The following is a 13209-nucleotide window of genomic DNA, read 5'->3' as shown; positions in this document are numbered from 1 at the left end:
GACGGCGCCGACGCTGACCGTCGAAGTCGGGTTGGTGCCTTGATAGGCATAGGTCGTGCCGTTGACCACCCCGCTGGCCGTGCCGACCGCCGTGGAGGTCGAGGAGCCCGAACCGAGCGCCACGTCACCGGAACTCGCCGTCGCCGTCGCGCCGTTACCCAGGGCGACGTTGCCGACGAAGCCAGAAGCGCCCGCCGTGGAGCCGTTGCCGAGGGCGACCGAGCCCTGGCCGATCGCCTTGTTGTTGTTGCCGATCGCGACTGCGCCGGCCGCCTGATTTGCGGCGCTGGCGCTTGCCGTGCCATCGCTGTTGGCGATGTTGTTGGCGCCGCCGGTGAAGGCGCCGGTGCCGCTGGCATAGCTCGGATCGCCGATCGCGACCGCGCCGTCACCGTAAGCGGTGTTGCCGGAACCGATGGAGACGGCCTTGCCGCCTGTCGCTACCGCATTGTTGCCAACGGCAACCGCTTCGGCAGAGGTCGCTTGGGCCGCTGTCCCGACTGCAATCGCGTTGGCGGCGCCTCCATTCGCGTTGATGCCCAAAGCGACCGACTGAAGCCCGCTGGAGACTGACCCGCCGCCGATTGCTGTGCTGCTCACACCACTGGCGGTGGAGGACTCGCCCAAAGCAAGAGTGTTTGACTGGGTCGCAGTGGCATTCGCGCCGAAGGCTGCTGCATTGATGGCAGTCGCCTTTGAATTGAATCCCAAGGATGCGGCTCCACTCCCCGAGGCATTCGCGCCGGGGCCGACCGCGGTGGCTAAATTGGAACCGGCGTTTGCATTGTTGCCGAGAGCGATGCCGGAGGTCGCGCCATTTGCCACAATTGCGCCCGAGCCTATCGCAACAGCACCGCCACCAGCGATTGCTTGTGCCTGATTACCCAAAGCAACACCGAAGGCTCCCGAGGCGACCGTAGTAGGACCGATGGCGAGCGAGTTGGTCCCCGATGCGGCAGCTGATGTGCCAAGGGCGATGGTATCGGTATTCGAGGCGGTGGAGAGATAACCCATTGCCGAGCCTCTCAAGCCGGAAGCAGTCGCCCCATTTCCGATTGCGGTGGATTGGTTGGCCGACGCCGTCGCTGACGTGCCGAAGGCACTGGCGCCAGTTCCCGTGGCAGATGAGCTGGAACCAACCGCGTTCGCCCATGCTCCCGTGGCCGTTGCAGCGGAGCCTAACGCAACAGACTCGAACGTGAAGCCAGAAGGAGCGGTGCCGCTTGCATTGGCATTCGTACCGATGGCAATCGGAGAGCCGCCGCCTGTTCCGGCGTTAGCCTTGGAGCCGACGCCCATGGCAATGGCGGCACCGTTTGACGATGAGGCGTTGGAGGACAATCCAACCGCTATCGAGGCGCCACCTGAAGCGCTGGCCGTCGAGCCGAGGGCGACGGCGTTCGCCCCGTTTGCGGTGGTATTGACACCAAAGGCCGAAGCTCCGTCCGCTAGCGCGCGAGCGTTTCCACCCACGGCAAGAGCATTGACGCCGGTGGCATTCGCAAAAACGCCCATGCCTATGGCGTTGAGGCCATTGACGCTCATCGAATAGCCGATGGCGATCGAAGCATCGCCCGTTGCACTGTTAGAGGTACCCAATGCCACACTGTTCGGATTATTCGCTTTAGCACCGTTACCGATAGCGACGGCGTTGGCGGCTGTCGTCGTGCCGCCGCCAGCCTGATATTGCGCCAGAGCCGGTGTCGCAATGCCCCCGAAAGCGATCGCACTCAGTGCCACCGCTCCACCAACACCCAGCATCCCGTGTCCTAGACGGCTCCGCTTGAGGCCGAGCACCCGAGATGCCATCCGCAGCACCGCCATCAGCCGCCGGCGAACCAGGCGATTGCCATCACCGCCCGAAATCCAGCTTCGTGCAAATCCGACACGCGATTTGGTCTGCAGACGTTCCCCAACGCACTCGCTCATGCTGCTTTCTCCTCGCTGCTACCTGGACGACCGAGCACGCGTGAACCCGCATCGGCGGCTGCGTCGTCGTTGAAATTATGCGCTTGCAGAAGCGCGCGACCCATTTTGGCGGCCTGACTTTCGAGCTGTTCCCGCACGGTGTCGGCCCATGGCTGCGTCAGTTCCGGAACGGAATACAACGCAGCGTCAGCCCGATCGGGGGGGAGCTTCATAGTCACCAGGGCGCGGCAGACATCGAAATGGAATAGTGGCTCCCCTTCCCCATAGGCCGGAGAGGTCAAGCCGAAGACCAGGCAGGCAAATAGATAATCGACCTCCGCGCCGGTCAGGCGGCTGGCATATCGGTCTTGCAAGGCAGTCCAGGCTACCTCGATCTTCGGAGCAAAGATTTCAAATTCAGGGAATTGAATGTCCATAAAGCACCGGATGATTACCGTCCGGGAAGATGGCCTTATTTCAGCGCAATCGTATTTTATAAAATTCCGGATTTTTTTTAGAAAATTACGGTTTTTGCCTAGCCGGCTGCGGGTGTAACCGCTTTGCCACACTTACCTAGGGCTGCTTTATATATACGCGTGGTATTTTTCCGTGCGCCGAAAACCAGCCCTGCCGCGCACGCGCGAATAGTCAGGTGCGATCTGGCGAAGCTTACCCGGTAAATTGAGATATCGATGCCAGTCCCGGTCGGCTCCGACCGGGATTTTCGCGCAATGCTCGGCAGATTAGCGCTCGAAGCGCAACGCCGTCGGCGTCCTGCCGCGATATCGCTTCATTGTTGTCGCCAGATGGCTTTGGTCCGAAAATCCGGTCAGGTATGCAATCTCAGCAATCGGAATTTCGCCCTCGACAAGCATTTTTTCCGCAAAATCCAGTCGTAAGTTTATGAGATAGCGATGGGGCGGCATACCAAACGTCTTGGCAAACCTCACGATGAAATGATTGGGCGAGATGCCGGCGACAGCTGCCAGTTCAGCGACATGAACCTTTTCCGTAAAATGTTCACGGAGATACTCTTCAACGCGACGGGCGCTTTTGGAGGAGAGCCCTCCCCTTGGCGACGGAAGCTGTTTCATGTGGCTTGCATAGTTACGGAGGAGATGGGTACCAAAGAGCGTAACCAATGAATCCAGAAAGAGTTCATTCGGAGTTGCCTTCCCGGTTAATTCTGCAGACATTCGCTGCGCAATGTCGAGAGCGATCGGATCGACGGTTCCGAAAGCGGGCGGCTGGAGTTCTATGTCGGCAAGATCGAACTCCTGAAGAGCCAGTTCTGACAGAGTGTCGGGGGGAATGGCGACGACGAGGTTTTTCCTGGTTTCGGACCAGGCAAGGCTGCTGTCCACCCCGGCGGGATTGATGATAAGACAGCCGACAGGCGCATCATATTGGGTGATGCGGTCGCTGCCGAGGGACGCTCGCAAGCCGCGCATGGGTGCCAGTACGATTCCCATCGCATGCTCTTTGGCCAGAAACGTCTGCGACCCCGGATTGCGCACGGAATTGATAATGCTCCCGCGCGCGGTCGCCTTTCTCGGTCCTGCATGTTCAGGAATTATATCGAATACATATCGTTCGGCCCGTTCCCGGACCTCACCCGCATAGCCCATTCTTCATCGCCCCGCCCGAACGAAGTCCTGCAAATACTAACAAGCAGATCAGATCCCATCTTCATTTGAGATCTCATTACCCCAACTCTTCCCGCGGCTTGCCGCCGCAAACCAGCTCTTTGCGGAAGATTAAATAGTATAAATCGCGGGGTTGGGAAGGGGAAATAGCCATATAGCTAAGAAATGGTAGGTCATCAGACCACTTCATCTTAAAGTTGAGATTAAATCGCTAAATAACCAGCTTAAAGTGCATGAAAGATTGAGTATATACCTCTCTCAAAAGTAGGAAAAATTGATAGCCATGCAATCCTAAGCGTCATCCCGACGCTTTTCATAAAGATCCCAGGCAACGTCCACTATCGCTAAAAGCACATCTTTTTGGTTCCATCCAGCTGCTGCCGCTGCCTGGACGATTTCACTGACAATAGGCTTCAACTGGCGCTGACACTCACTTGAGAGGTCCTCCGCACTTCCCCGAGGTGGTTCGCTAAATTTGAATTCTACCATTCTCGCTCTCGCAGTCGTAATATATGTCAGCTATCACATTCCCAGCGTAAAATAAATTCGAAAGGACGCCTGTGGATTTTCATAGGTTCGCGGTAAGTCACACTATCGATATGCTGTAAGCAAGCCAATCTTGATTGCAGCCATTAATTCTATATCATTGGCCAACTCCCGACCGAGCCGTAATAGATGAAAGAAAAGCAGAAGTTATTCTACTGCCCAGGCAAGTGGACTTCACAGCCCTCCGGCAAATCTCTGATCCTGATCGACCGCCAGAAACAGTCATAAATAGGGCCGCGGCCTCGCCTGACCGGCGATTGCTGCAGATCCACGCGATTCGGATGCATGAAACCAATCAGCGAACGTCCATCGCCGAGATCAAACAGGCTGTCGCAGACGCTGCACAACCGATGGATTAAGGTGATTTCCGAATCACCGATATTCATGCCGCTCTGCGACAGGTGAGATGCGAAGTCGTCGGATGTTATCATCGGCTGGGCAATCGCTCCGGAAAGCAATGGATATGCCTCTGCGAATCAAGCGAATTTACGAGCCGGCGGAAGACGGTGACGGCAAGCGTATCCTGGTTGACCGTTTATGGCCTCGAGGCGTCAGCAAGCATGACGCCCATATCGACGCCTGGCTGACGGACATCGCTCCAAGCGCCGGGCTGCGGCGCTGGTTCGATCACGATCCGAAAAAATGGACCGAGTTCCGCCGACGCTACGAGGATGAACTCAAAAAGAACTCGAAGGCGGTGGAAGAGCTTAAGAAGCAGATCGACCAATCGACGGCCACGCTTCTTTATGGAGCGAGAGACAGCGAGCATAACAACGCCATCGTGCTCATGGACTTCATCGGCAGGCATTAGATAGCCTGCGCGTTGCTTCGTATCAGTTGCTGCGCTCGATGGTACCAGTAGCTTCTCCGACAGGATTCATGCAACCACTGGCGCCGGAATGTCCTTCGTCGGCAGGAACCGCGCCATGGCGCTCAAAAGATCCGTCTGCGATATCAGACCGAGAACGCGCCGGTCGGCATCAACAACGATGACCGCATGCGTGCGCCCGTCCGTCAGAACGGGCAACAAGGATAAAGCGGGATCGGCAGCATCGGCAACAGCCGGTTTCGATAGGGCGCGCGCGATGGTGTCGAGACCTCCCGAGAGCTCGCGCAGGCCGACCGTACCGACCAGGCGGCCTTCCCGATCCTTCACAGGCAACGTGCGAATATTGTGTTTGAGCAGAAGATGCCGTGCGTGTTCCGGCTCTGCATCCTCGCCAATGGCGATGACATCGCGCGACATGATGTCTGCGCAGCTTGTATCTCCATGCGATCGCACCGCCGCCTGCAATTCGACCTGCCGCAAAAGGCGGCTGAGGTCCGCGCGATCGATGTCGAAGGTCTCGTCCAGCACGCTCAGGGCGGCATCGACATCCTCCTCACGAAAGCCCACCCGCAAGGGCGGCGGCAGATCGCGTGTCTGATGGGTATTCTCGGCGGGCTTTGCCACGACATGCGGATAATTGCGCCTGGAAAGCTTGTGAAACACAAGGCCGAGGCCGACGAGTATGCAGGAGTTCAAGGCAACCGGCACAAACGGAAACAGGAAACCCCAGCCGGCGACAACCGGGCCGCCGAGAACGGCGGTCAGGGCAGCAGCGCCACCCGGCGGATGCAGGCATCGCGCAAGCGACATCGCTCCGATTGCAAGGGAGACGCCGACCCCGATCGCGATGATCGGATCGTGGATGAGGTAGGCGGCAATGATGCCCGTCATGGCGGAAATAGTGTTGCCGCCGATGATAGACCAGGGCTGGGCGAGCGGACTTGCCGGAACCGCAAAAAGCAGCACTGCCGACGCTCCCATCGGCGCGACGATGAGCGGGAGATGCGGCCCTTGTCCGAAGAGATAGCCGCTAATGACCCCGGTAAGGCCGATGCCGATCAAGGCGCCAAGACAAGCGATCATCCGTTCGCGCAGGGTAGCGCCGGCAAGGATGGGGGAAAACAGGCGGAGCCGGCCGGAACCGGCCTTGTGGGGCTCTGAATGCTGCATGATGAAGCCAGTTTTACGGATGGATCTTTCGAGAATGAACGGCACGACGCCGGCTAATTCGACAATAGCGGCAGGATTTTGCCCCTGGTGGCGCCGAGGACTTCATGAAACGCATCGAATGAACTCGGGTGATCATTCTTGCGGGAGATCAGAATCGTATCGACGACGGCAAGCTGATGTGTCACGGACGACGCCGGCCAGTGCATGAGATCGAGAACCGACCTTGGCATCACACCGGCGGCGTTGCCGGTCGCTACACTCGCCAGAATGGCATGATAGGAACCAAATTCGGTCGTCGGCAAAGTGCCCGACTGGCGTACCCAGCCTTCCGCAATCCTACGATAAGTACATCCCGGCTCCAGGGCGGCAATGGATCCGACCCGCAAATCGGCGGCCGACCGGATCGACGAGTGTCCCGCCGGCAGCAGGAGCAACAGATCCTCGGCAAATACCGGTTCGGCTTCAAGCTGCTTGAGCTCAGCCGCAAAATCCGGATCCTGATCCAATATCGCTTTTGGCGGATGGGCAATCAGCGCGCAATCCAAAACACCGCGCAGAACATCTCGGGCAAGGTCGCGGGAAGCGCCAAGCGTCAGCTTGAGCGATACATCGGGCCACATGTGATTGAATCGGCTGAGCGCCGCAGGCAGCCGGCTTGCCGCCGTGCTTTCCATCGTTCCCAAACGTAATGTCCCCGTTGGGCGTTGGGGCCTGACCGCCTGGCGTGCCTCAAGGGCAAGTGCTGCAAGTCGATTGGCATAGACCTGAAATGTCTCGCCTTCTTTCGTCAGCGTCATCTTCTTGCCGTCGCGGCTGAAGAGGAGGACGCCGAGATCCTCTTCCAACTGCTGAATACGCGTCGTCACATTCGACGGCACGCGCCCGACGGCTTTCGCGGCCTTGGTCACACTGCGATCGCTCGCGACCGCCAGAAATATTTCGATCGATGAAAGGTCCACTGAAAAGATCTCGATTCAGGAATTAAGACGCCCTATCGTTCCCTATATAAAAATCATTTTCGCAGCTCAAGTAAGTTTCGGCATTCAGCCCGGAACTGGAGAATTGGAAGCGAATGGCAAAATCAGATCGACATCAATCCGACGAAGAAACTCGCGAATTTGAATCGCTCGCCTGCGTGCTACATGAGGTCGACCCAGCCTATAGCGGCATCTCGCCGGCCGGAGCCGGATCTCTGATATTTTCGCGTAGTGAAAGATACAGCGGCAACGGTTGATCGATGACCGAAAGGCGCTCCCATTCGCGAAGCGGGAAGACCATACGCGCTTGATTGCCGATCGTCTCGAACAGGTCATTGCCGATGTCAGCGGAAAACATATCAGTTTGTTTTGGCCATTCTTGGGAGAGCCGGACCTTTGAACTGGAGCCCTATCCATTTTCCTGGGGCACGATCCACATATGCGGACCATGCGCACAGCAGTTATTCAACATCCAGATCAAAGAAGTGCTGGGTCGCGAGGGCAGCAGCCCCCCGCGCCCATGAACCCGGCACCCAATCAGGAAGCAATTCCGGCATATTCAAGAAGACATATTTTGCCATCGAACGCCGTATCGGCTCAAGAATCGCTTCACCGAACTGCATGGCCTCGCCGCCGGCGATGAGAACCTCAGGATCGAACAGGTTCACCAGATCAGCCAGATGGCGCCCGATCAGCTCCCCTGCCTCTGCCATGACCTGGAGAGCCGCCGGATCGCCGCCATCAATAGCGGCTGCGAATTCATCGCGATTGGCCTTTGCGCCTCTCTGTCGGCCCCAATCCTCGATCATGGCAGCCTCGGCAGTGTGAGCCTGGAGACAACCCCTTCTCCCGCATTCGCAAAGCCGGCCGCCGGGAACCGTTATGACATGACCGAGCTTTCCGGCCAGGCCATGGCTTCCGTGATAGATCTCCCCGCCCATTACGAGCGATGACCCGACGCCGGTGCCGACGGCGATCGTCGCGAAATTGCTGTAATTGCGGCCTGCGCCGAAGAGCCGCTGTGCGACGGTGAAGGCGCTGATGTCGTCGTCGATCCAGACCGGAACATAGACCCGCTTACGCAACAGTTCAGGAAAGGCAAGATTGCGCCAGCCAAAGCGTGGGCTCTGGACGCAGATTCCCTTGACGGCATCCACCTCGCCGGGGATGGAAACGCCGACCCCCATGACCGGCGAGCCGGTACGGCCGGCATCGGCAAGAAGCTTCGGGATGGCCGTCGCAATCGCCTCGACCATTGTTTCCGGTCGCGTATCCGGCACAGGCATATCGAAGGAGGCGATCGGCGTCGTGGCGAGATCGGTCAGGACACAATCGATGCTGTCGTGGCGAAGCTTGAATCCGACAGCCAAGTGCCCATCATAATTGATATCGACCGGCACAGGCCGGCGTCCCGTCGCGCCGGTCTGCGCTTTTCCCTCGAGAACCAAGCCTTCTTCGATCAGTTCCGTAACCACGAAAGTCACAGCCGCCGGGCTCAGGCCCGTCACGGTGGCGATTTCGGCACGCGGCATCGCTCCACGGCTTCGCAGCAGGTTGAGGATGAGCCGCCGGTTAAGGGCTCGGGAAGTACCAGGGTTGCCGCGCACGGTGATCCTTAAATTAATTTTGTAAATTAACTATTGTCGCTTTTCAGAAGATACGGTATGCAATAGCACATGGCAATGGAGGAATGTCTGCTTGTATCAGCACAAGCGGAATTGCCGGTTTATTGCGTAATTTCTGAAGGTTAGCGGCTGCCCATGTCTGTGGGCTGGCCTGGACTTGATGTGCCTAGGGAGGAAATAGATGACATCGAAGAACGAACTTTCACTTGTCAATGCAATCAAGACGTCTCGGCGCCAGTTCATGATCGGTACAGGGGTGACCTTGGCGACCACGGCGCTTTATAGCCCGGCAATTGCCAATGGCGGCGAGGTGACGATCATTTCGGATATCGGCAATGCCGGACAGCGGGCTGTCCTCGACCGAATCGCAGCCGATTTCATCAGAAAGACGGGGACGAAAGTCACTATCAACAATATGGATCACGAGGCTCACAAGACGGCCATCCGCAGCTATCTCGTCGTCGGCGCCCCGGATATCTGCTTCTGGTTCTCCGGCAATCGAATGAAGGCTTTCGTCGATCGCGGACTGTTCGACGACATTTCCGACCTGTTCACCAAGGAAGGCTATAGCGACAAGCTCGGCGCCACGATGACGGCCGTCACCGTCAACGGCAAGCAGTACGGTCTGCCGCTCGGCGGCATTCTCTGGGGTCTTTTCTATCGCAAGGACGTCTTTGCCGAAAAGAGCTGGACAGCGCCGAAGAACTGGGACGACTTCCTGAAATTCGGCGAAGCGGCGAAATCCGCCGGCATGACACCGATCAGCATAGGTACGAAGGAACTCTGGCCGACCGGGGGCTGGTTCGACCACATGAACCTCCGCATCAACGGTCTCGACAAGCACCTGGCGCTGATGGAAGGCAAGATCCCCTATACCGACCCGATGCTGAAGCCGGTCTTCGACAAGTGGGAAGAACTCATCAAGGCCAATTTCTTCTCCGCAAGCGCGCCGTCATTCGGCTGGGAACAGGCGGGTGCGGCTCTCGCACAGAAGAAGGCCGCGATGATGGACCTCGGAGGCTTCATCAAGTCCGCCTTCCCGGCAAGCGACGAGGGTCAGATCGCCTTCGCTCCCTTCCCGGAAATCGTCCCCGGCGTGGAACGTTATGAGGATTTCTCGGTCAACTCCGTGCATATTCCGGCCAAGGCGAAGAACCGGCAGGGTGCGCGCGATTTTCTCGCCTACTTCTATCAACCTGACAATCTCGGCGCCTTCCTTGAAGCCGAAGGCACCATTCCGCCGCGCAACGATTGCCCGCCGAGCAAGGACCCCTTGGTCAACATCGCCGTGGAATCGCTGAAAAGCGTGAAAGGAACATCGCAATATTACGATCGCGACACCGATCCGGACATGGCACAGGACGGTGTGAAGGGCTTCCAAGAATTCATGGTCAAGCCGGAACGGCGCGACCAGATTCTGGCACGGCTCGAAAAAACGCGCGCGCGCATTTTCAAATAGTCCTCCCGGACCAAGGCGCAGCGGGGTGTCGGCTTTATACACCGCCCCGCTGTGCCGCCTTGAAAAGCCCGCACCTTCCGAAGTGCCTTGAATTATCGAACCAAGAAGTCTGAGCCATGTGGAAAAAACACAGGAACTGGCTAACGCCCCTCCTCTTCATTGCGCCGGGATGCATCCTGTTCGGAACGATCATCATCGCTTCGTCGGCGGAATCAGTCTGGATTTCGTTCTTCGATTGGGATGGCGTCGGGCAGAAGAGCTGGGTGGGATTGGCAAACTATTCCGAACTCTTTGCCGATCCGCAATTCTACGTCTCGCTGAAGAACAACATCATCTGGCTGGTCATGTTCATGGCGGCACCGCCGCTCGGACTGGCTCTGGCGCTGCTCGTCAACCAGCAGATCGCCGGCATGCGCATCTTGAAGTCGCTTTTCTTCATTCCGCTGGTGCTCGCCACAGTCACGGTCGGCGTCGTGTTCGGCTGGGTCTATGATCCGAATTACGGGCTTCTTGCCCTCATTTTCAATCTGTTCGGTGCGACAGCACCTGCTCTGCTTGCCGATGAGCATTTCGTCACCTTTGCCGTGGTTGCCGCCGCGCTCTGGCCGCAGATCGCCTTTTGCATGGTGCTCTTTCTTGCGGGCCTCAACAATTTGAGCTCCGATATCATCGGGGCCGGACGTGTCGACGGCGCACGCGGCTGGAACATGCTCTGGCACGTCGTGCTGCCGCAATTGCGCCAGGTGGGTTTCATTGCCCTTGCCGTAACGGTCGTCGGCGCCTTGCGATCCTTCGACATGATCGCAGTGATGACATCGGGCGGCCCCTTCGGCTCCTCGGAAGTGCTGGCCTACCAGATGTACGAGCAGTCGATCTTCTCCTATCGCTTCGGCTATGGCGCAGCAATCGCCACTGTCCTCTTTGCCATCATGGTCGTTTTCATCACCTGGTATCTGCGCGTCATGGTGCGCATGGAACGGGAGACACGCTGATGTATCCTCGCCCAATCCCTGAGGAAAATCCCGCGTTTCGCGGCCTTTATGCCGGCTTGGTCGGCCTGATCCTTATACTTTGGCTGCTGCCACTCGTTGCCGTCATGCTGACGGCGGCCAAGACGGCTGATGAAATCATGGCCGGCAAATACTGGACATGGCCCGAGCACTTCAATCTCGTCGAGAATTTCCAGGCGGTCTTCCAGCAGACGAACATGTGGGGCTATTTCATCAATAGCCTCATCATCACCCTGCCTTCGGTGCTGTTGGTCCTCGTATTCTCGACGCTGACCGGCTATGTGCTCGCCCGCTATAATTTTCGCGGCAACGCCCTGCTCTTCTCGCTCTTCGTCGGCGGCAACTTCCTGCCGGCGCAGATCATGATGATCCCGGTGCGCGATCTCATGGTCTCGGTTGGCCTCTACGACACCTATTTCGCATTGATCATCTTCCATGTCGCCTTCCAAACCGGTTTTGCGACCCTGTTCATGCGCAATTTCATCGCGGCTCTACCGGACGAATTGTTCCAGGCGGCGCGCGCGGAAGGCGCGTCTCCCTGGCAAACGATGCGCCATGTCGTCATACCGCTGATGCGGCCCGCCCTTGCCGCGCTTGCGATCCTGATCTTCACCTTCGTCTGGAACGACTATTTCTGGGCGATCGTGCTGACACAAAGCGATGTCGTCAAACCGGTGACAGCTGGCCTTAACAATCTCCGGGGCGAATGGACCTCCGCCTGGAACATTGTGGCGGCAGCAACCCTGTTCGTCGCCGTTCCACCGGTCCTTATGTTCTTCCTGATGCAGAAACATTTCATCGCGGGCCTGACCATGGGCGCCGTCAAGGGCTGACGCTTTCCGCACCGCGCGAACAGATTTGGAGTATCACTCATGAGCCATGTAAAGCTGATCAATATCGACAAACATTATGGCGGCTATCATGCCCTGCGTTCGATCAACCTTTCCGTCGACAAGGGCGAGTTCATCGTCATGGTCGGCCCATCGGGCTGCGGCAAATCCACCACGCTGAAGACGATTGCCGGGCTTGAAAACATCAGCTCGGGCGAGATCTGGATCAACGGCCGCAACGTGACGCGCGAGGAGCCGGGCGATCGCGGCATTGCCATGGTCTTCCAGTCCTATGCGCTCTATCCGCATATGACGGTTGCCGAGAACATGGGCTTCGGCCTGAAGATGGCCAAGCGGTCGCAAACCGAGATCGACGCTGCCGTCAAGCGCGCGGCCGAAATCCTCAGAATTTCCGACCAGCTCGACAAGCGCCCGAAGCAGCTTTCGGGCGGCCAGCGCCAACGCGTCGCCATCGGCCGCGCCATCACTCGCTCGCCGGAGGTCTTCCTTTTCGACGAGCCGCTCTCCAATCTCGATGCAGCATTGCGCACGCAAATGCGCGTCGAGCTTTCGACGCTGCACCAGCAGCTCGGCTCGACAATGATCTATGTGACGCACGATCAGGTCGAGGCGATGACCATGGCGAGCCGCATCGTCGTGTTCAACAAAGGTATCATCGAACAGGAAGGCGCGCCGCTTAATCTCTATCATAATCCGGCAAACCAATTCGTCGCCGGCTTCCTCGGCGCGCCGCGGATTAATTTCGTCAATGCAAAGCTTGTTTCGCTTCGCGACGGCATTGCTGAAGTCGCGCTTGAAGGCGGCAGCACAACAGTCCTCGTTCCCGTAGCCGATGTCGGCGATCTTAAACCGCAGGCAAGCCTAACCCTGGGAATTCGGCCGGAATCGCTGAAGATAGGCTCCTCTACTGAAGACGCCGCGATTTCCTTTGACGGCAAGGTCGGGTTGGTCGAGCAGCTCGGCCGCGAAACGATTCTCTATGTCGATGCTGGTCCGCTCGCAACGATTGGCTCTGAAAGCGGCACGCGCAATTTCACCGTTCAGCTGGGTAATGCCACCGGCTTTTCCGCCGGCGAGCAAATCAGCCTGTCCGCCTCGACATCCTCCCTCTATCTCTTCGGCCCCGATGGCAGAACCCTCAGCCGGCCGAAGCCATCATTGCCTCTCTGTAAAGAAAGCTTGTGACCT

At 58.1% G+C, this 13209-nt stretch carries 13 protein-coding genes; 5 read left to right on the top strand and 8 right to left on the bottom strand.

The annotated features are described in order from the left end of the window. From ACYJRZ_RS24285 to ACYJRZ_RS24270, 4 genes are all read right to left on the bottom strand, one after another. Positions 1-1929 (bottom strand): YadA family autotransporter adhesin (locus ACYJRZ_RS24285; protein WP_459463345.1); only part of this gene is annotated, 1929 nt, incomplete at its 3' end. Then, entirely contained in the window at positions 1926-2477 is a 552-nt protein-coding gene (locus ACYJRZ_RS24280; protein WP_459463343.1) for a hypothetical protein, read from the bottom strand. The genes ACYJRZ_RS24280 and ACYJRZ_RS24285, both read right to left, overlap by 4 nt. Before the next feature lie 174 nt (positions 2478-2651). Next, positions 2652-3536, bottom strand: coding sequence for a helix-turn-helix domain-containing protein (locus tag ACYJRZ_RS24275; protein ID WP_459463341.1), 885 nt, complete (start codon positions 3534-3536; stop codon positions 2652-2654). Positions 3537-4252: 716 nt separating this feature from the next. Next, positions 4253-4486 (bottom strand): hypothetical protein, encoded by a 234-nt coding sequence (locus tag ACYJRZ_RS24270; RefSeq protein ID WP_459463339.1) that lies wholly within the window; start codon positions 4484-4486, stop codon positions 4253-4255. Between the two features lie 77 nt (positions 4487-4563). Between ACYJRZ_RS24270 and ACYJRZ_RS24265 the strand changes: the two genes are divergently transcribed. Beyond that, entirely contained in the window at positions 4564-4911 is a 348-nt protein-coding gene (locus ACYJRZ_RS24265) for a DUF488 domain-containing protein (RefSeq protein WP_459463337.1), read from the top strand. Between the two features lie 66 nt (positions 4912-4977). Here the strand turns inward: ACYJRZ_RS24265 and ACYJRZ_RS24260 are convergent, their stop codons facing one another. The 4 genes from ACYJRZ_RS24260 to ACYJRZ_RS24245 all read right to left on the bottom strand — a co-directional run bounded on the left by ACYJRZ_RS24260 (position 4978) and on the right by ACYJRZ_RS24245 (position 8683). Further along, positions 4978-6099: an HPP family protein gene (locus ACYJRZ_RS24260; RefSeq protein WP_459463336.1), complete on the bottom strand. Its 1122-nt coding sequence runs from the start codon at positions 6097-6099 to the stop codon at positions 4978-4980. A 53-nt stretch (positions 6100-6152) separates the two neighbouring features. Then, positions 6153-7058 (bottom strand): LysR substrate-binding domain-containing protein, encoded by a 906-nt coding sequence (locus ACYJRZ_RS24255; protein ID WP_459463334.1) that lies wholly within the window; start codon positions 7056-7058, stop codon positions 6153-6155. 199 nt (positions 7059-7257) lie between these two features. After that, the gene (locus ACYJRZ_RS24250; RefSeq protein ID WP_459463332.1) at positions 7258-7434 is read right to left on the bottom strand and encodes a hypothetical protein; all 177 of its coding nucleotides are present in this window, start codon (positions 7432-7434) and stop codon (positions 7258-7260) included. A 103-nt stretch (positions 7435-7537) separates the two neighbouring features. Next, positions 7538-8683: an ROK family transcriptional regulator gene (locus ACYJRZ_RS24245; RefSeq protein WP_459463330.1), complete on the bottom strand. Its 1146-nt coding sequence runs from the start codon at positions 8681-8683 to the stop codon at positions 7538-7540. Positions 8684-8882: 199 nt separating this feature from the next. Here ACYJRZ_RS24245 and ACYJRZ_RS24240 point away from each other — a divergent pair, with 199 nt between their 5' ends. The 4 genes from ACYJRZ_RS24240 (at position 8883) to ACYJRZ_RS24225 (ending at position 13206) form a co-directional block, all read left to right on the top strand. Beyond that, positions 8883-10160 (top strand): ABC transporter substrate-binding protein, encoded by a 1278-nt coding sequence (locus tag ACYJRZ_RS24240; RefSeq protein ID WP_459463328.1) that lies wholly within the window; start codon positions 8883-8885, stop codon positions 10158-10160. A 116-nt stretch (positions 10161-10276) separates the two neighbouring features. Continuing rightward, a complete protein-coding gene (locus tag ACYJRZ_RS24235; protein WP_459463326.1) occupies positions 10277-11152 on the top strand; it encodes a carbohydrate ABC transporter permease in 876 nt (291 codons plus the stop codon). Then, the gene (locus ACYJRZ_RS24230; protein ID WP_459463324.1) at positions 11152-12003 is read left to right on the top strand and encodes a carbohydrate ABC transporter permease; all 852 of its coding nucleotides are present in this window, start codon (positions 11152-11154) and stop codon (positions 12001-12003) included. The genes ACYJRZ_RS24235 and ACYJRZ_RS24230 overlap by 1 nt, the downstream gene beginning before the upstream one ends. Before the next feature lie 39 nt (positions 12004-12042). Next, entirely contained in the window at positions 12043-13206 is a 1164-nt protein-coding gene (locus ACYJRZ_RS24225; RefSeq protein ID WP_459463322.1) for an ABC transporter ATP-binding protein, read from the top strand. The last annotated feature ends 3 nt before the right edge of the window (positions 13207-13209 follow it).

Source organism: Rhizobium sp. No.120 (genome assembly GCF_054558365.1).
Note: the sequence above shows the minus strand (reverse complement) of the source record. Positions and strands in the feature narration are given on the sequence as shown.